This window comes from Cyanobium sp. WAJ14-Wanaka (genome assembly GCF_024345375.1).
Taxonomy (GTDB): Bacteria; Cyanobacteriota; Cyanobacteriia; order PCC-6307; family Cyanobiaceae; genus Cyanobium_A.
The window spans coordinates 303242-319194 of the sequence record NZ_JAGQAZ010000001.1 but is presented as its reverse complement, the minus strand read 5'-3'; the positions used below and the strand labels follow the sequence as shown (position 1 = coordinate 319194).

Here is a 15953-nt window from a genome sequence, read left to right as displayed (position 1 = left end):
TACGGCATCAAGTATCCAAGAGCGACTCCAATCCATGAGTGAACTCCAGCGTTTGAAGGGGCTACTGCCTCCGGAAATGCAGAGCTGGGTGTTTGTGGAAGCCGCGGCCTCCGTGGATCCCCCCCTGATCACCATTGAGGAGATCGGCCGGGATGAGGTGGAGATCCAGCTCGATCTGGAAAAGTGGGATGGCTTCGCCCTCGACCACCGCAACCTGCTGTTTTGGCATGAGGTGGGTCGGGTGCAAAACGACGCCGTGCCCAGGGATGGCTGGGAAATGGCAGCTCTGGCCATTGGCCTAGGTGGTGCCATTGGTGAGCTCTGGGTCCAGGACGGTCTGCTTCTGGTGATGGCCCTTGGTCTTTCGGGCTTTGCCGGCTACCGCCTCTATCTCAAAAACAATTCAGAGAAGCGCCTAAAGGACGCCCTTGCCGCCGATGAACGGGCGATTGATTTGGCTACCCGCTTTGGTTACACCCTTCCCAATGCCTACAAAAGCCTTGGGGGCGCCCTGAAGGAGCTGGTCGAACAGACCCGCAAGAAGAAAAAGCGGGCCTTCCTCGAAGACCGTCTCGAAGCACTGCGCAAGAGTGCCGGCAAGGCCCGGGCCGAAATGGCCCAGCAGCAGGGATCCCGTCAATCAGTGAGCAGTGAGAACGTCTATGGATAGTCAGACGATCCCTAAGCAGGATCTAAACAGTGAAGCCCTGGCGCGGCTCGCCGCCGAAGCCTCCGATGACCGCAAGGCTGTTGATATCCGGCTGATCCGGGTTGATGAGGTGTCTTCCCTGGCCGATTGGTTTGTGATCAGCAGTGGCCTATCCGATGTGCAGGTGCGGGCCATCGCCCGTTCCGTGGAAGATCAGGTAGAAGAGGTCACCGGTCGCCTGCCCCTGCGCCGGGAGGGCCAGAAGGAGGGCAAGTGGATGCTGCTCGACTACGGCGATGTGATCGTGCATGTGCTCACCCCCAGCGAGCGCAACTACTACGACCTGGAGGCCTTCTGGGGCCACGGCGAACAATCCAGCTACGTGGGCACAAGCCAGCTCACTGAGGCCCCCTGATCGCTGTGAACACCGTCGGTCATGAACAGCCCAACTGTCCGGTCCCGCCCGAGCAAAGGCCCCTGCAGGAATATGAGCAGCTGCTGGCCTCCTGGTTTTTTATCTGGCCATCGCGGGGCCTCAGTGGCCTACTGCGGGCCCTGGCCACCAGTTGGCTGATCCTGCTGCCGATTACCTGCCTGGTAACAAGCGGCAGTTGGGTGCTGCGCCATGAGCCAATCAAGCTTGTGGCGATCGGGGCGGTGGCGGCGATTCTGCTGCCGATGCTGCTGCTGGCGCGCCAGTGGCTGGGCTGGAGCTACGTGCACAAACGCCTGGTGTCTGAGGCCGTGGAATACGAAGAATCGGGCTGGTACGACGGCCAGGTCTGGGAGAAACCCCTGGCCTGGCGCCAGCAGGACCTACTGGTCGCCCAACACCAGGTCAAACCCGTGCTGGAGCGCCTGCGCCAAAGCGCCGCCATGGGCGCCGCCCTGATGGGGCTGGGAGCCGGGCTCTGTCAGGCTCTTTAGGAGAAGTGGTCTGACATGAGCCTGGCGACCAATTTCGGGGGTACTAGCCGCAATAGCAATCCGCCCCTCGAGGTGCGGCTACTGCGCAATGGCATTGCCGAATCCCGCCACCGGGTGCATGCGGTGGTCTGCGATGGCCGCGGCCGGGTGTTGATGAGGGCCGGCGATCCCCAACAGCTCAGTTTTGTCCGCTCGGCGTTGAAACCATTTCAGGCCACGGTGTTTGTGGCCAGTGGCGCAGCTGACCAGTGCAAATGCGGTGAGCGGGGCCTGGCCATTGCCTGCGCCTCCCACGCCGGCACGGCCATGCATGCCCGGGAGGCCTTCAAGGTGCTCTGGGGGGCGGAGCTGGAGTCGGATCAACTGCAGTGCCCCATCCCCGAATGCGGCAGCAGCGCCCTAGAGCACAACTGCTCGGGCAAGCACGCCGCCTTTTTGGCCACCTGCCGGCGCATGGGCTGGAGCAGCGAAAGCTATTTGCAGAAAGATCACCCCCTGCAGCAGGAAATCCTCAAACGGGTGGCAGAAATGCTGGGCCTACCGCCCGAAGAACTGGTATCTGCCCGCGACGACTGCGGCGCCCCCACCCTGCAGCTGCAACTGGCCCAGATGGCCCTGCTCTACGCCCACCTGGGCGCTGGCGCCCAGGCCGATTTGGAGCGGCTGAGCAGGGCGATGCTTGCCCACCCAGAACTGGTGGCTGGCGAGGGCCGCTTCGACACCAAAGTGATGCGCAGCGGCCACGGCCAGGTGCTCAGCAAGGGGGGAGCCGAAGGAATCCAATGCCTCAGCCGGGTTGGCGAGGGGATGGGGGTGGCCATCAAGGTTGAAGACGGCTCGGCCCGGGCAAAACATGCCGTGGCGCTCCACCTACTGGAGCAGCTCGACTGGCTTACGCCCATGACCCTGGAGGATCTGCGCGCCAAATATTTGGCACCTGCGCCCCACCTACGCCTGGATGTGCGCGGGGAGCTGCGCTTCGACTGATAAGCTGAACTTGTCGACGCGGGGTAGAGCAGTCTGGTAGCTCGTCGGGCTCATAACCCGAAGGTCGCGAGTTCAAATCTCGCCCCCGCCACCACTTCTTCCAAACCCCGGCAGATCCCTGTCGGGGTTTTTGTTTTATGGCAAAACCGGCCACCCATGCCGACGCAATCGTGGTGGGCTCAGGCGCCACTGGCGGGGTGGCGGCCATGGTGCTGGCTGAGGCCGGGCTGCGGGTGTTGGTGCTGGAGGCCGGACCATCCCTGGCGGCGGCCCAGGCCTTTGGCTCCGAACCGCTCAACAGCCTGCGGAGGTTGCGCAACATCAGCAGCGGCAAACAGGCCCGGCAATGCCATCACCCTGGTTTCTGGAAGCACAACCCCGATCTGTTTGTCGATGAACGGGAGAACCCCTACTCAACCCCCGTAGATGCCCCCTACCTCTGGAGCCGGGGCCGGCAGGTGGGGGGTAAGAGCCTGACCTGGGGTGGCATCACCCTGCGGCTTTCCGACCACGAATTCAAGGCCGGCGAGCGGGATGGCCATGGCCCCAGTTGGCCAATCGCCAGCGCCGATCTATCCAGCTACTACGACCGACTCGAGCGGCTACTGCAGGTGCACGGCCACTGCGATGGCCTCTCCCAGCTGCCCGATGGCCAATTTCAGGCCCCCCTGCCCTTCACCCCCGGCGAAAAACACCTCAAAACCGCCATCGAGGGCGAGTTGGGCCTGCCCCTGATCCACTCGCGCGGCTTCAACCTGGAGGCGCCCAGTAGGGCCAATCCCTGGCCCCGCTCCAGCAGCCCCGGCGTAACGCTGGCAAGGGCCCTGGCCACTGGCCGCACGACGGTGCGCAGCAACAGTGTGGTGAGCCATGTGCTGCTGGCTAGCTGCCAGAGCAGGGCTAGGGGGGTGGTGGTGATAGATGGCCAGAGCGGCGCGCGCCAACAGCTCGAGGCCCCCCTGGTGGTGCTCTGTGCCTCCACCATCGAAACCCTGCGGATCCTGCTGCACTCCAGCGAAGGGGTCCAGTCGGGCGGGCTGATTGACCCCTCGGGCAGCCTGGGCCGCCACCTGCTCGACCACATCTCGACCAGCCGCTTCTTCTCAATCCCGGGGATCGCGGCACCGGAGCGGCCCCATGAATTGTCGGGGGCGGGCAGCTGCTTCATTCCCAATACCGTCAATCTAGACGGGGCAAAAGCTGGGGAGCAAACCAGTGGCTTTCTGCGGGGCTATGGCATCTGGAGCGCCATCCAGCGCTTTGACCCGCCCGCCCTGCTGCAACGCCGCCGTGGGGAAGCGGTGGGTTTCCTAATTGGCCATGGAGAGGTGCTCGCCGATGCCGACAACCGGGTAACGCTGCATCCCGAGCGGCGGGACCGTTGGGGTATCCCGATCGCCCACATCAGTTGCCGGTGGGGCCCAAACGAAAAACTGATGCTCGAGCACATGCACCGCCGCATGGAGGCAGTGGTGCAGGCGGCGGGGGGCAGCATCCGGCCGATCGAGGAATTGTTTGTATTGCCGCTGCTCGAACCCTGGATCAAAACCAGCCTGGCGGTCAGCCCTGGGGCACCACCGCCGGGTTACTACATCCACGAGCTAGGGGGTGCCCGCATGGCAGCGAGCGCAGAAGGTGGTGTGGTGAATGGGCTCAACCAGTGCTGGGGCGCCAAAAACCTGCTGGTGGTGGATGGGGCCTGCTGGCCAACTGCGGCCTGGCAGAGCCCCACCCTCACCGAAATGGCGATTACCTGGAGGGCCTGTGAAGCGGCGGCCCAAAGACTCAAAAACGACCAACAGCACTAGGGGCTCCCCACAGGGAAGTCTTGAGCTGCTGATCAAGCCTCCATCTTGTGTCAATGGTCACCGTTTGGCCTTGCCTGGTTCCGCACAATGGGGGGGCGACCTTTCCAAAGGGTCGGGCAAGGGAGACCAAAGCGGGGGTTGGCACTCCCGCTTTTTTATTTGCCTAGTTGGCTATGGCTCCTGGAATAAGCCCTTGAGGTATTGGCGGGAGACCCCTGGTTCCTGGCAGCCGTTCTGAAATAGGAAGTTGGCGAGGGCAGAGGTCACCAGCCGGTATTGATCCCAATCGGGATGGCTGCGGATGTACTCGCGCATGCCTTGGTAGAGCACCTCAGGCACCTCAGCCTCCAGGCTGATCGAAGCATTTGACAGTCCCCTCTCCAAAGTCATCCTGAATTGCCGTTGGGCTCTTTTGGGTCCCAGTAGGCCATAGGTAGGCAGCGGAAGTCAAAGCGATGCAAGCGATGCAATCCCATCGCTTTCTCGGGCGAGACAGGCCGTATATGGGGCAACTTGCTGGGGAAGCGGAAAACACAGGGTGGGCTGGAGTGCAATTCCCTGGTCCCTGTCAAGGGTCACTTGGACAGTTGCCAAGGTCTGCTCGCAATCCCCCGAATACCCCCAGAACCGAGCCCCCAAATGGCTCGCCTGTGGAAAAGAGCTGGCTGGGCTGGGGAAAACTTCCGGCGAGATGGGTAAAGCGCAAAACGATAAGCAGGAGTTATGGGGGCCAGTCCCATGGAACCCGGCCCGAGAAGAGACATCTGAGCCAATCAAAACCGACCAGATGTCTAAAGATTTGAGGACCTAGGCCCCCTTGCGCAGGGTGCGGGGGCCTAGTGGATGGTCCGCGTGGGGATAGGTGGGGTGATGGTGGTCGTGATCATGGGAATGCCCATGGTCATGGGGATGGTCGTGGTCGTGCGGGTGATCGTGGCCAGCCGAGATCGGCGCCCCATCGCTCTGGCAGGCGCCCGTGCACTCGCGCTCACAGAGGTCACAGCCATCGGTGAGGCCTTCCACATGGTGGTGGTGGCTTTGCTGAGGGGCCCCCACCTCGGTTTCAAAGCCGAGCACCTGGGCCCGGTATTTGCAAAGCGAACAATTCATGTTCGTGTCACCCCGAACCACCTCCTCCACCCGCTCCACAAAGGTGTCGAGCACCAGGGGGTGATCGGCCAGGTAGCTGGCCTTCAGGAAGCTGACCTGCGGGTGATCGGCGGCCACCAGGTCGGTGTGCTGAAAAATCCTGCTCACCAACACCCCTGAGAAGAGGAAGTAGGGGAACACCACAATCCGCCGATAGCCGAGCTTCACCACATGGCGCAGGCCGGGTTCCACCAGGGGAAAGGTGACGCCCGAATAGACGGTTTCGCCCCAGCCAAAACCAAAGCCCTCCACCAGCATCCGCGTCACCTTGGCGACATTGGAATTGGCATCGGGATCGGAAGAGCCCCGGCCCACCACCACCAACAGGGTGTCGCTCAGATCTGAAGCCGGAGATTTGTGATCACTCTCTTCACGATCACTCCCTTCACGGTCAAGGCACTCGCGAATGCGGGCACCGGCCGCCTGGATCATCTTGAGGTCCACCCCCAACTCCCTGCCGTAGTCGATCTTTAGACCCGTTTCGGCGGCGTAGGTATTGAGAACGGAGGGGATGTCGTTTTTGGCATGGCCCGCCGCAAACAGCATCGCCGGCACCGCCAGCACATGGCGCACCCCCCGGGCCCTCAGGGCCTCCAGGCCATCGCGCAGGATCGGGCGGGCGAATTCCAGGTAGCCGTATTCCACCGGCACCTGGGGCAAAAGGGCCTGGAGCTGCTGGGCTAGCTGGGCAAATTCGGCCACCGCCAACTTGTTGCGGCTGCCATGGCCGCAAACCAAAACCCCAAGCGGGCCATGGGGCCCCTCCCGAAGAACTGCTGGCCCAGGGGCTGTCATGGCCGATTACACCTGACATTGACCCTATCGCCAGGGGGGGCAGATTCGTTTAGGGCGAGGATGGGGCAAAGCGGCCCAATTCATGGCCCTACGCCTGCCCCCCTTCCAACAGCTTCCGCCCCCCGGCCCCAAGGCGAAGCTGCTGGAAATTCCCATCGCCCAGCTCCAGCCCACCCAGCTCTGCGTTGGCCTGGCCGAGGTGCGCAGTCGCCAAAGTGATTTCTCGAGCGAAAGCGGCCAGGAACTGCGTTCCTATCTGGGCACCAAACCCGTACCGCTGGTGCGCAGTAAGAAGGGGGAAGTGTGGATGGTGGATCGCCACCATCGCCTCAGGGCCCTATTCGAGCTCCAACCAGAGGCCACGGCCTTTGGCTATGTGGCCCTGCAACTGGACTGCTCCGATCGCCAGCAGGTGCTCGCCGAGCTCAACAGCCGAGGCTGGCTGTACCTCTACGACGGCCGGGGCCTCGGCCCCCTTGATCCGGCGGCCCTGCCACCGCAGCTAAGCGGCCTGCAGGACGACCCCTACAGAAGCCTGGTCTGGAAGCTCAAAAAGGAAAAGCTGATTGATCCAGCCCCCCTAATTCCCTTCCATGAATTCCGCTGGGGCGCCTGGTTACGCAGCAGGGCATTGCCGCCCTTCAGCTCGGGGCAACTCGATCCCGCCCTACCGGCGGCACGGGCCTTTGCCCGATCACGGGCCGCATCCCACCTGGCAGGCTGGAAAGGCCCCAACCCCTGACCATGGCCCTGCCTGAAGCTTCTGGCCTGGCGGCATTTAGCTCCAGCCTCACGGCGATCAGCCTGGCGGAATTGGGCGACAAGACCTTCTTTATGGCCTTGATCCTGGCGATCCGCCACCCGCGCCGTTGGGTGTTTGTGGGGGCCTTTGCGGCCCTGGCCGCCGTGACCATGATTTCCCTGGGTCTGGGTTATGGCTTCAAGGGAATCCTGCCCGAGGCGGTGGTGCCCTGGCTGGCTGCGGCGCTCTTCCTCGGTTTCGGCCTGAAGCTGCTGCTCGAAGCCCAGGGCCTGGGGGCCCAAGCGGCCAACCAGGAGGCCGAACAGGCAGAAGCCATCGTGAATGAAGCCGAAAGCAGCAAAAACTTTGATTCGGCCTGGGGGGTGATCTGGGAAGCCTTCGTGCTGGTGTTTATTGCCGAACTAGGTGATCGCACCCAGTTCGCCACAATTTTCCTGGCCACGGCACCGGCCTTTAGTTTTACGGGGCTGCTGGCTGGATCCCTTGCTGGCCATGGCCTAGTTACGGCCCTGGCGGTAAACGCGGGGAAGTGGATCGGTCAACGGGTAGATGAACAGCTGCTCTACCGACTCAGTGGTGGCCTATTTCTGGCCTTTGGTCTGGTGGCCCTCAAACAAGCCCTGGTCTGACAACTACGCTGCCTTTCAGTGCAGCTAAGCAATCGGTGGCTAAAGACGAATCAAGCCGTGGACCAGAACTCCTGACCCTGGGGTGGACCGCCGAGGAAGTACGCAAGTACGAAGAGCTCTGGGAATACCGCCAGCGCTGGGGCGCGATCAACCTCGAACTGGAAGACCGCCAGTTTCTGCGAAAGGCTGAAGGTGCGCTGCCCAAAAGGGTTTCTGGCAAGGGTTCGGTCAAAAAGGCCATCCAGGACAAGGCCCACTACCTGTGGTTATCGAGCTATTGCGATGCCATGAAAGCCAGTACCCCTGAGCTTGGCCTGGCCGAAGACGAGCTTGGGGCCTGGCAAATCGTCCTAGAAGAGGAGCTGCGCGCCCTTGCCTATTACCAACCGGTGCTCGGCCTGCCCGACACGATCAAGGCAAAGGAGTTGATCAGCCTGCGGGAGCAGTGGGTGGCTGGGGCGGAAAGTCAGGGCCGCAGCCTCAGTTTTGATTTCGATGCACCGCTGGAGGCCGCCAAGGCCCAGGGCCACAGCAAATGGAAGGCGCTCCGGCCAGAAACGGCGGCAAACCCCAGCAGCTATCTGGTGCTCCAGGGGGAAGGGGCCGAAGCCTTCCGGGCCCAGGTGCGCACTGGGGTTATCGAATTCATTCGCAGCACCTTTCCGTCGCTGAAGGAAACCGATAAGCCCGAACCCCCTGCCGATTGGCAACCCGCCAGCTGAGCCCATTGGCCTAGCTGGCCAACAGGAACCCGGGACATACGAAGGTCTGGGGGAATGGGGCGCACCGATCAGCAAAGCTGTGGGCCGATTTTTTCCACCGGCGCCGGCACTTTTCCCCAAGCCAAACCGGGGTTTTCCACAGGCGCTGGAGCGGAAAGCCCAATGGCCGCAAAAGCTTTAACGAGGGGGTGGGGAAACGGGCGAATCGCTTGACGCCTGCAGTCAGGCTGCCAGTGGTTCCAGCCAGCGGCGATCAAAGCAGCCAAAACAGCTCCGGGCACTGATTTCTCAGATGCCGTCACGAGAGACAGGCCCGAGATCGGGATTTTGCCTGGCAGGCCAAGGTGGATCTAAGCCAACCAGAAGCGAGCAAATAGGGCGCATGCAGCAGATCCCCGACCACGCCCCCAGCAGCGTCAGCGTTGAAAACCAATTCCCGGAAGACCTCTTCGATGCGATGAAGGAGTTTGTGCGCCTCCACCCCCAATGGGACCAATACCGGCTGATGCAGGCAGCTCTGGCGGGCTTTCTCTTCCAACATGGCTGCAAGGACCGGGCCGTGGCTCGCCACTACCTCAATGGCCTGTTCCAGAGGGCAACTGCCAACAGTGGCTCTAGCGCTCCCTAAGGAGATTTGCCGGCCTACGGCCGGGCTGTTTACGGGGCACTAGCGATCAACTGGGCGCGGCCGATCAGCTGGCTTTCCGTGGCCCGATAGACCGCCTGGGCCTCGGCGGCACTGCCACCAACGCAGGTCATGCCCAACTTGCCGAATTCCGAGAGGCAACCGAGCAGGTGAAACACGCTGCCGCGCAGCCGGGCCGGGTCGTAGTGGAGGTCGGCCTCGGCCACGATGTCGATCAGATCGGCGGGCAACAGACCCCTAAGGGCCGGATCCGCCAGGTTGTCGCTGGCCTGGTAGTGCAGGGGTTGGCCGGTGGGGGCCATAAACAGGCCAGTGGCCGGATCCAGCTCACCGGTGGTGATCGCCCGCAGGGCCATGTAGGGGTGGGTGGTGCCCCCCTGGCGCAGGTTGACCTCAATCGCCTGCAGATCCCAGCGATCACCAAAACGGCGGGCGATGAAATCCACGGCATAGCGCTCCAGGCAACCCCGCTGGGCTAGGGCTTCACCGACGGCCTGGCCGTGGCGCATCAACTCGAGGCGATAGGGGTCGGCGCAGGGGAATTGGCAGCCCAGGTAGGTCTGGCCGCTGGGGCCACCAAGGATCTGCTCATGGGTGGAGAGCACATCCACGGCACCGCCGGGATAGATCGTGCCCTGCACGCTGGGTGAACTCAGGCCATCGCCGCCCTCCAGCCAGGCCTCCACCAAGGCACCCCGATCGCCGAGCAGGAGCCGCCAGGAGGGGGCAGGCATAGGCAACTGCTCCAGGGATTGGCGAATTAGCTGGCGTCGCTCGCGGCCACTGCGGCCCTCCAGCTGGAGCGGCGCCAGTTCAAAGGGGGCATTGCCCTCCCCGCTGAAGCCCTCGTTGAGCTTGACCACACAGCGGCCTAAATCGGGGTGGTCTTCCCAGAGCGTTGCGGTGGCTTCCGCCAGGTCATCGAGGTTGTAAACCAGGCCACTGCCGGCGGGATGGGGCACACCGCAGGCGGCAAATAGCTCCCGACTACCTGCCTTGCTGCCCCAGTAACCCAGGGCAGGGTCGGTGCCCAGCAGGGGAATTTGCAACAGCTCGGAGAGCCGTTTTTCCTGCTCACTGACCACAAAGCAGGTCATCAAACTGCGGCCGGGGCGCAGCAGATCCTTGATCCGGGCCAGTAGGGCCGGGCGCTCCAGCAGCTTTTCGGTGAGGGAGCGGGGCGAGGCGTCGTCGGTGTCGAAGAGATGTAAGCGCCGGCGGGCATGGGAGGTGGGCACCCCCGGCAGCAGCTCCAGCACCGCATCCACCACCAGCTCCGGCAGCAACTTGCTGGTCACATAGATAGCCCGCACGCCTGGATCCCGGAGCCGAATCAGGGAGAACAGCTGGCGCTCCTCGTAGTGGTGCGCCCCAGTGATCATGGCCATCTGGGCCGGATCCATGCTCAGCGAAGGCACCACCAGCAGGTCCACATCGGCGCCCTTGGCCCCGTTCTCCTGCCCCCATGCAGGTTGGAGCTGCTGTTGGAGTTCGGCAAATGAAAGGGGCATTCGCTGCAGGGGCCTTATGCGCTTCAAGTGTGGCTAGCTAAGCCGCAAAAAACGCCCCAGGCCAAAATGGGTTGAGCTCTAGCCGTGTTCCATGCTGCGCCGCATCGCCAACCACCTGCTTGCTGATTTGGCTGGCCCCACGGGCCTGGCCGCCGTGGCAGTGCTGACGGGATTGGGCTCGCCCGCCCTGGCGGCACCCTTTAGCTACAACCCGGTGTCATTTGCTGGCTTTGCCAACGAGACCTACCGGCTCCAGGGCAAGGACGTGTTTTTCAAAAACCTGGGCCCCTGCGTGAAGGAGGGGCAGGGGGGCTACCGCTGCCTTGGCGGCGAGGCCCTGGTGGGGGTACCGGCCCAAAACGGGCGCAATTTCTGCAAGGTGGGGGCGGTTTGGTATGTGCCCTTTAGCCGCACCGTGCAGTACCGCACCACCAGCTGCAGCTTCCGCAGCGATAAGCAACGGCTGCTTGAGCAATCCCAGGAGCTGCTGCGCAGGGGCCTCAACACCCTGGAGAACTACTCCAAGTAGGCCCAGGCCTGATCCAGGGGGATCGGGGCAAATTCGCAGGCCAATCGGCATTCCAGCCAGCGATCGAGGCTCACCTTGAGCTGGCTGGCAATTTCGGCATCGCCATAGCCCAGCGGCAGCTGCCTGCGGCCCCGCATCCAGAGCTCCTTAAGGGCACAACTGATACGCAGCCCGTAGCCAAAATCGCGCACATAGTGGAGCAATTCACCCTTCACCTTTGGCACCACATAGCTAGAGGGCATGAAGCCCTTTGAGGCATCAAATCCCAGGGCTGCCTTACACAGCCCCTCATAGGCAACGCCGATTAAAACCTCAAAGGGGATGTCATGGCGCCGCGCAAAACGATGGGCCTGGTGGCGAGCCAAATTGAGATGTTTGATGGCAAAGGCCCGGTGGTGGTCGCCCATCAAACCCGGCTTGGAATTAGGCATTGCTCCAGTGCGATTGCCCTCAATGTGCCAGCCACCAAGGGCCCTGGGCATGGAGGAATTCAAAAATAACTTCTAAAACAAACCGCATCAAAACAAAAGCAAAACCAAAAATCTATCCAGCCATTTCCTGATGCCAACTGGCGCCTAATCCACCCCCGTGGCCAACCATCCCCACAGATGTGGGATTACAAATCCCACCATCATTCAAACGGGCACACCCCATCAGTGGCTGGATGGTCTTTTGGGGTGTGCTGGATGGGGTGGAGCACCATCTGCCCTTCCTCGGCGATGGCCCCGCCTTGGCGCGCTGGCTGCCCAAGGCCCGCGATCAATAACGCTTACTTGACCTCGAAACCCTCTCAGCCAAAGAGTTGCTGCAATTCACGGCGCGTCATTAAGCCCTGGTTGAGGCACCAGGCCACCGCCTGGGAGCGATCCCTTACGCCAATCTTCTGGTAGGCGTCACTGAGGTAGCGGCGCACCGTATCGGGGCGAATCCGCAGGCGGCCAGCCATCTCCGCACTGCTATAGCCAGCGCTTAGCAATTGCAGCACCGTGCGCTCCCGATCACTCAAACCACCGACTGATCCGAGGCACTGGCTGGGGCCGCTGGGTTCGGCAAGGCGCCTACTGAAGCGATCATCGATAAAGACACTTTCCCGCAGGATGGTGGCCAGGGCAAGTAAGGCCTGGCCCTCGCCGACTGCATCAATGCAGCAAAGCCCATGCACCCCGGCCCTTAGCAGGGCCTTCAGGGTGGGGCCATCGGTGTGGGAATCGAGCAGGGCCAGCACCTTGATGGGGCGCTTGCTGTTTTGGGGCCCTAATCGCTGCTGCAACTGGGAGAGCAGGTCGAGCAGGGAACCATCGGGAAGATCATCGCTGCAGCAAATCAGCAGGGGCCCCTGATCGGGTATGGGCAATTGCCATAGCTTGCTAAGCGATTCAGCCCAGAGATCAATGCGGGGATATTGCAGCACCGCAAGACTGAGCAGGGCAGAGGATCCCATCACCGAGATCACTGCATAGCCGGCCAGGTCTTTCTCAAGTTCGGCGTATTTAGCCGGAAAAGATTGGCGTATATCGGCGGAAACCACGGAAAGGGATCAGATATATATCCATAGAAAACAAGATTCCAGAATGTGCAACTACTGGCAAATAAAGCCATCCTTAAGAATTAGCGGCGGCACCTGGCCTTTATTAGCCTGTCTGAAAATTTGGCCCCAGTGGCCACTGGCATCCCCATGGCCCATCAATCGACCCGGCTTGGCCGCAAGGCCGCAGCCTTTTTCGTTGGCCTGCTGCTGCTACTGCCAATGGTGCTGGCGCCCCTATTGCTGGGTGCGCCTGAAGCAGCCTGGGCGGAGTATGTGCTGCCGCCACTGCCCTATCAAGGCGAGGCGCTGGAGCCGCAAATTGATCAAAAAACGATGGAGATTCACCACGACAGGCACCACGGCGCCTACGTGAATAATCTCAATGCCCAGATCGCCACCTACCCCGAGCTGGAGCAACTTTCAGTTGAAGAGCTCCAGGGGCAGATTGGTCGCTTCAATACGGCGGTGCGCAACAACGGCGGCGGCCACTACAACCACTCCCAATTTTGGCTGGTAATGGCACCTGCAAGCACGTCCACCACGGCAGCCAGGGCCAGTAAGCCATCAAAGGCCTTGAGCAAGGCAATTGATTCAGCCTTTGGCTCGCTGCCAGCCATGCAGGAGCAATTCAACAAGGAGGCCAGCTCCGTATTTGGTTCTGGCTGGGCCTGGCTGATCGTCAAGCCCGATGGCGGCCTGGCCATCACCACCACCGCCAACCAGGACAACCCCCTGATGGACCTACCGGGCATCGAAAGGGGAAAACCCCTGCTTGGCCTAGATCTGTGGGAGCACGCCTACTACCTCAACTACCAAAACATGCGCCCGAAATACATCAGCGCCTGGTGGGATCTGGTCAATTGGGATGAGGTGAACAGGCGCTTCTCCTAGGGCTGGTCGGAGCGGCCGGGCGTCAGGGCGCCAACGACCCCACCCACTGCCAAAACAGCCAGCAGGCCAATGCCGTGGCTGACCGCATCATCGATGCGTTGTTGGAGGGGATCGCAAAGCTGGAGAGCCTGCTGCATTGGTCCATGGCGCTGCACATGCCAGGAGGCAAAACTCCAGCAATGCACCAGGCCCACGGCCAGGGAGATCCCCTGGAAACCCAAAATTCCCGTAGCAATCCAAACCACCAGGCGGCGACAATCCATAGGAGCCAAATAAAGGGGCTCCCTAGGGTTCCGCGCTCGCCCAATACCGAAGAGATCAGGTGACAAAAGGGCTCGCCATGTATCGCTTGATACATTCCTAGGCAGTGGCAGGCAAGTCCTTGCGCGTAACCCACCTCCACGGGGAGCACCTGATCAACCTGACTTCCCAGGAGGCCTCAGCCCTAGTGGACGCTTGCACGATGGTTTTGCTTGCTTCCCAGGCTGCCCCTGAGGCCAAGTTGCCAGCAAATGTGACCCGGGTGCTGGCGGATGTATTTGAAAACCTCCAATCCACCGCCCTTGAAGCCCAGGCGGCCAATTCAGAGCAGGTTTGATCTACGGGAATTGCTCTTGCCCCAGCTGCAGCGAATGCCCGGCAATGATTGGCGCCAGGCCAGGCTGGGGAGGCCCCACACAGGATCCATGGTTGCTGCGCTGCTGATCTTGCTGGTGATGGTGGCGGTGGGGGCCCTGCTCAATCCAAGCCGCGAACAATTCGCCTGGTTCATTCGTTTACGGCGGCCGGCCTGGCTCACCTTTGAGGGCCTGATACCGCTGATCTGGATCAGCATCTACGTCTGCTTTTACAGCTCAGCCCTGCTGACTTGGAACGGCAGCTGGAGCTGGGGCCTAATGGCTGGCTACCTGGGCCTGCTGCTACTGGTGCAGAGCTACACCTGGCTGATCTGCACCACCCGCAAGCTGGGCAATGGCACGGCAGTGGGCCTGGCCGGCTGGATGTGGGGCGTAGCGCTGGCGATGGTGGTGTTGCCCCACTCAATACCGGCGGTGCTGCTACTAATTCCCTACTTGCTCTGGAGCCCCCTGGGCACCCTGGTGACCTGGCAGATGCAGCGGCTAAATCGCTGAAATTGGCCCGGGGGTCAGGTCAGCGCCGCGAGCTGATTGGATCAGGCTGGCTACAGCCAGCGCGATATTTTCTTCAGAGGCGGGTGCTGGGGTGCCACGAGATGCCCGATGAGCCGGAGCTCTTTTCTGAAGAGCTGCAAGCCCAGTGGTCGGTTCAAGTCGCAACTCAGCAAGACTTAGACGGAACTTAGCTGAAGGTGCAAAGGTACAGCACAACACAAATAATGGTCTATCTAGTCATCAAAGAACTCGCCACAATTGTCGCCGCTATACTGTGGCGAGCGGATGACAAGTCCAAATGGCGGGAGAGATATTTTTCGAGTTCGCGCTGCCAGATGATCCTTTTCTTGATCAGTTCTCATGTGGCTACGAAACTGCCGACAACTACTTTCGCAGTCGCAAATGGTTCAAGGCCGATAAGGGTCGATCCTCACCACCCACCTATGTTTTCTGCGTGGCAGAAGGTGGTCCAGTTGTGGGTTACTGCGCCTTTGACTTCGGCAAGCGGCCCCATCCTGACGACGCAAGTGACACTAAAGCCAGGTATCTGGTGATCTACATGATCGGTGTCGATCAGTCGTTTCAGCGCATCCAGAACCCACTAGCGCCTGGGCAGACTTACTCAGCGTCCATCATGACTGTCCTTGAGGTCATCGCAAGGGCCAAGCAGAGCTGTGTTGGCCTCAGCCTATGGGTACGTTCAACCAACGAGGATCCTGGTGGGCCATCCCCGCAGGATGATGGCGATCCAATCCTGACTATGCGCAAGATCTTGACCTGAAACCTCAGGGCAGAGGTGGATGAATGCTCTCTTCATCCCCTCCAACAGGCATGAGGTCTACCTGTCGATTGCGGCCCCGAAGATCTTCCATCCGCATCATGACGGCTTCGACCTCTTCTCGCGGAAAACGCCAGTGGCCACCTGGAGTTTGGAATGCTCCTGGGAAATGCCCGCCCTCCAGCCAGTTCTTCACGGTATTGGCGGAAGCAACGCCAAGCAGGCTTGCCGCTTCAGTACTGGTGAGCACGGCTGGCTGGGTGCTGGCCATCAAGCGTTCCACCAGATCGCTGCGGCCCGCTTCGCGCAGGGCAGCGGTCAGGTCGACGAGAAGGGTTGGGCTGATCGCGCTCATGGGCTGATCCTAAGTCAAACCGTCAAAACCGTCAGCTGCAGATCTGCTGGCCAATGCTGGCGGGCAGGGAAGCTCTCATAAGGGCTGGCTCAGTTTCTGGGGTCCACGTCAGATGCACTTCCAAGGAGTGTCATGCCATAAAAAGCTGCACTC

The 15953-nt window shown here is 61.5% G+C and carries 21 protein-coding genes and 1 tRNA gene; 15 read left to right on the top strand and 7 right to left on the bottom strand.

The features are described 5' to 3' along the window. The first annotated feature begins 34 nt into the window (after positions 1–34). The 6 genes from KBY49_RS01850 to KBY49_RS01825 all read left to right on the top strand — a co-directional run bounded on the left by KBY49_RS01850 (position 35) and on the right by KBY49_RS01825 (position 4371). Positions 35–670, top strand: a complete 636-nt coding sequence (locus tag KBY49_RS01850) for a DUF3318 domain-containing protein (RefSeq protein ID WP_254933070.1) — start codon at positions 35–37, stop codon at positions 668–670. Continuing rightward, positions 663–1064, top strand: a complete 402-nt coding sequence (gene rsfS, locus KBY49_RS01845) for a ribosome silencing factor (RefSeq protein ID WP_254933069.1) — start codon at positions 663–665, stop codon at positions 1062–1064. Before KBY49_RS01850 ends, rsfS begins: the two co-directional genes overlap by 8 nt. Before the next feature lie 5 nt (positions 1065–1069). Further along, positions 1070–1576, top strand: coding sequence for a CGLD27 family protein (locus tag KBY49_RS01840; RefSeq protein WP_254933068.1), 507 nt, complete (start codon positions 1070–1072; stop codon positions 1574–1576). Positions 1577–1591: 15 nt separating this feature from the next. Further along, positions 1592–2563: an asparaginase gene (locus tag KBY49_RS01835; RefSeq protein ID WP_254933067.1), complete on the top strand. Its 972-nt coding sequence runs from the start codon at positions 1592–1594 to the stop codon at positions 2561–2563. Between the two features lie 17 nt (positions 2564–2580). Continuing rightward, positions 2581–2657 (top strand) — tRNA-Met (locus tag KBY49_RS01830). 43 nt (positions 2658–2700) lie between these two features. Continuing rightward, complete coding sequence (locus tag KBY49_RS01825) at positions 2701–4371, top strand: GMC oxidoreductase (protein WP_254933066.1); 1671 nt, start codon at positions 2701–2703, stop codon at positions 4369–4371. Between the two features lie 171 nt (positions 4372–4542). Here KBY49_RS01825 and KBY49_RS01820 read toward each other — a convergent pair whose 3' ends face one another. Together KBY49_RS01820 and KBY49_RS01815 are read right to left on the bottom strand one after the other, a co-directional pair. Continuing rightward, positions 4543–4761, bottom strand: a complete 219-nt coding sequence (locus tag KBY49_RS01820) for a DUF2811 domain-containing protein (RefSeq protein WP_254933065.1) — start codon at positions 4759–4761, stop codon at positions 4543–4545. Positions 4762–5178: 417 nt separating this feature from the next. Then, positions 5179–6315, bottom strand: coding sequence for a sirohydrochlorin chelatase (locus tag KBY49_RS01815; RefSeq protein WP_254933064.1), 1137 nt, complete (start codon positions 6313–6315; stop codon positions 5179–5181). An 82-nt stretch (positions 6316–6397) separates the two neighbouring features. Here KBY49_RS01815 and KBY49_RS01810 point away from each other — a divergent pair, with 82 nt between their 5' ends. From KBY49_RS01810 to KBY49_RS01795, 4 genes are all read left to right on the top strand, one after another. Then, positions 6398–7057 (top strand): ParB-like protein, encoded by a 660-nt coding sequence (locus KBY49_RS01810; protein ID WP_254933063.1) that lies wholly within the window; start codon positions 6398–6400, stop codon positions 7055–7057. Between the two features lie 2 nt (positions 7058–7059). Next, positions 7060–7707 carry a TMEM165/GDT1 family protein gene (locus KBY49_RS01805; RefSeq protein WP_254933062.1) on the top strand — a complete coding sequence of 216 codons (648 nt, stop codon included), beginning with the start codon at positions 7060–7062 and terminating at the stop codon, positions 7705–7707. Positions 7708–7742: 35 nt separating this feature from the next. Further along, on the top strand, positions 7743–8429 hold the full coding sequence (locus tag KBY49_RS01800; RefSeq protein ID WP_254933061.1) for a hypothetical protein: 687 nt from the start codon (positions 7743–7745) through the stop codon (positions 8427–8429). Positions 8430–8811: 382 nt separating this feature from the next. After that, complete coding sequence (locus tag KBY49_RS01795) at positions 8812–9057, top strand: DUF2811 domain-containing protein (protein WP_254933060.1); 246 nt, start codon at positions 8812–8814, stop codon at positions 9055–9057. Positions 9058–9086: 29 nt separating this feature from the next. Here KBY49_RS01795 and KBY49_RS01790 read toward each other — a convergent pair whose 3' ends face one another. Further along, on the bottom strand, positions 9087–10586 hold the full coding sequence (locus KBY49_RS01790; RefSeq protein WP_254933059.1) for a peptide ligase PGM1-related protein: 1500 nt from the start codon (positions 10584–10586) through the stop codon (positions 9087–9089). A gap of 91 nt (positions 10587–10677) precedes the next feature. Between KBY49_RS01790 and KBY49_RS01785 the strand changes: the two genes are divergently transcribed. Beyond that, entirely contained in the window at positions 10678–11115 is a 438-nt protein-coding gene (locus KBY49_RS01785; RefSeq protein WP_254933058.1) for a hypothetical protein, read from the top strand. Here the strand turns inward: KBY49_RS01785 and KBY49_RS01780 are convergent. Beyond that, positions 11103–11546: an RNA polymerase subunit sigma gene (locus KBY49_RS01780; protein WP_254933057.1), complete on the bottom strand. Its 444-nt coding sequence runs from the start codon at positions 11544–11546 to the stop codon at positions 11103–11105. The two genes, KBY49_RS01785 and KBY49_RS01780, sit on opposite strands and share 13 nt — an antisense overlap. A 359-nt stretch (positions 11547–11905) precedes the next feature. Next, positions 11906–12643, bottom strand: coding sequence for a LuxR C-terminal-related transcriptional regulator (locus KBY49_RS01775; protein WP_254933056.1), 738 nt, complete (start codon positions 12641–12643; stop codon positions 11906–11908). Between the two features lie 219 nt (positions 12644–12862). On the opposite strand from KBY49_RS01775, the gene KBY49_RS01770 reads away from it, so the two are divergent. Further along, entirely contained in the window at positions 12863–13534 is a 672-nt protein-coding gene (locus KBY49_RS01770; protein WP_254933976.1) for a superoxide dismutase, read from the top strand. Here the strand turns inward: KBY49_RS01770 and KBY49_RS01765 are convergent. Beyond that, positions 13531–13797: a hypothetical protein gene (locus tag KBY49_RS01765; protein WP_254933055.1), complete on the bottom strand. Its 267-nt coding sequence runs from the start codon at positions 13795–13797 to the stop codon at positions 13531–13533. The genes KBY49_RS01770 and KBY49_RS01765 overlap by 4 nt on opposite strands. A gap of 104 nt (positions 13798–13901) precedes the next feature. On the opposite strand from KBY49_RS01765, the gene KBY49_RS01760 reads away from it, so the two are divergent. The 3 genes from KBY49_RS01760 (at position 13902) to KBY49_RS01750 (ending at position 15448) form a co-directional block, all read left to right on the top strand. Further along, positions 13902–14132, top strand: coding sequence for a hypothetical protein (locus tag KBY49_RS01760; protein ID WP_254933054.1), 231 nt, complete (start codon positions 13902–13904; stop codon positions 14130–14132). Between the two features lie 88 nt (positions 14133–14220). Further along, the gene (locus KBY49_RS01755) at positions 14221–14667 is read left to right on the top strand and encodes a TspO/MBR family protein (RefSeq protein ID WP_254933053.1); all 447 of its coding nucleotides are present in this window, start codon (positions 14221–14223) and stop codon (positions 14665–14667) included. A 298-nt stretch (positions 14668–14965) separates the two neighbouring features. Next, positions 14966–15448 carry a hypothetical protein gene (locus KBY49_RS01750; protein ID WP_254933052.1) on the top strand — a complete coding sequence of 161 codons (483 nt, stop codon included), beginning with the start codon at positions 14966–14968 and terminating at the stop codon, positions 15446–15448. Between the two features lie 4 nt (positions 15449–15452). Here the strand turns inward: KBY49_RS01750 and KBY49_RS01745 are convergent, their stop codons facing one another. After that, positions 15453–15800: a helix-turn-helix domain-containing protein gene (locus KBY49_RS01745; RefSeq protein ID WP_254933051.1), complete on the bottom strand. Its 348-nt coding sequence runs from the start codon at positions 15798–15800 to the stop codon at positions 15453–15455. Between the last annotated feature and the right edge of the window lie 153 nt (positions 15801–15953).

What these genes read in the sequence shown, in the direction of transcription:
- KBY49_RS01850 (WP_254933070.1), top strand. Translation starts at nt 35, where the DNA reads ATGAGTGAACTCCAGCGTTTGAAGGGGCTACTGCCTCCGGAAATGCAG.
- rsfS (WP_254933069.1), top strand. Translation starts at nt 663, where the DNA reads ATGGATAGTCAGACGATCCCTAAGCAGGATCTAAACAGTGAAGCCCTG.
- KBY49_RS01835 (WP_254933067.1), top strand. Translation starts at nt 1,592, where the DNA reads ATGAGCCTGGCGACCAATTTCGGGGGTACTAGCCGCAATAGCAATCCG.
- KBY49_RS01825 (WP_254933066.1), top strand. Translation starts at nt 2,701, where the DNA reads ATGGCAAAACCGGCCACCCATGCCGACGCAATCGTGGTGGGCTCAGGC.
- KBY49_RS01820 (WP_254933065.1), bottom strand. Translation starts at nt 4,761, where the DNA reads ATGACTTTGGAGAGGGGACTGTCAAATGCTTCGATCAGCCTGGAGGCT.
- KBY49_RS01815 (WP_254933064.1), bottom strand. Translation starts at nt 6,315, where the DNA reads ATGACAGCCCCTGGGCCAGCAGTTCTTCGGGAGGGGCCCCATGGCCCG.
- KBY49_RS01810 (WP_254933063.1), top strand. Translation starts at nt 6,398, where the DNA reads ATGGCCCTACGCCTGCCCCCCTTCCAACAGCTTCCGCCCCCCGGCCCC.
- KBY49_RS01805 (WP_254933062.1), top strand. Translation starts at nt 7,060, where the DNA reads ATGGCCCTGCCTGAAGCTTCTGGCCTGGCGGCATTTAGCTCCAGCCTC.
- KBY49_RS01795 (WP_254933060.1), top strand. Translation starts at nt 8,812, where the DNA reads ATGCAGCAGATCCCCGACCACGCCCCCAGCAGCGTCAGCGTTGAAAAC.
- KBY49_RS01790 (WP_254933059.1), bottom strand. Translation starts at nt 10,586, where the DNA reads ATGCCCCTTTCATTTGCCGAACTCCAACAGCAGCTCCAACCTGCATGG.
- KBY49_RS01785 (WP_254933058.1), top strand. Translation starts at nt 10,678, where the DNA reads ATGCTGCGCCGCATCGCCAACCACCTGCTTGCTGATTTGGCTGGCCCC.
- KBY49_RS01780 (WP_254933057.1), bottom strand. Translation starts at nt 11,546, where the DNA reads ATGCCTAATTCCAAGCCGGGTTTGATGGGCGACCACCACCGGGCCTTT.
- KBY49_RS01770 (WP_254933976.1), top strand. Translation starts at nt 12,863, where the DNA reads ATGGTGCTGGCGCCCCTATTGCTGGGTGCGCCTGAAGCAGCCTGGGCG.
- KBY49_RS01765 (WP_254933055.1), bottom strand. Translation starts at nt 13,797, where the DNA reads ATGGATTGTCGCCGCCTGGTGGTTTGGATTGCTACGGGAATTTTGGGT.
- KBY49_RS01755 (WP_254933053.1), top strand. Translation starts at nt 14,221, where the DNA reads ATGGTTGCTGCGCTGCTGATCTTGCTGGTGATGGTGGCGGTGGGGGCC.
- KBY49_RS01750 (WP_254933052.1), top strand. Translation starts at nt 14,966, where the DNA reads ATGGCGGGAGAGATATTTTTCGAGTTCGCGCTGCCAGATGATCCTTTT.
- KBY49_RS01745 (WP_254933051.1), bottom strand. Translation starts at nt 15,800, where the DNA reads ATGAGCGCGATCAGCCCAACCCTTCTCGTCGACCTGACCGCTGCCCTG.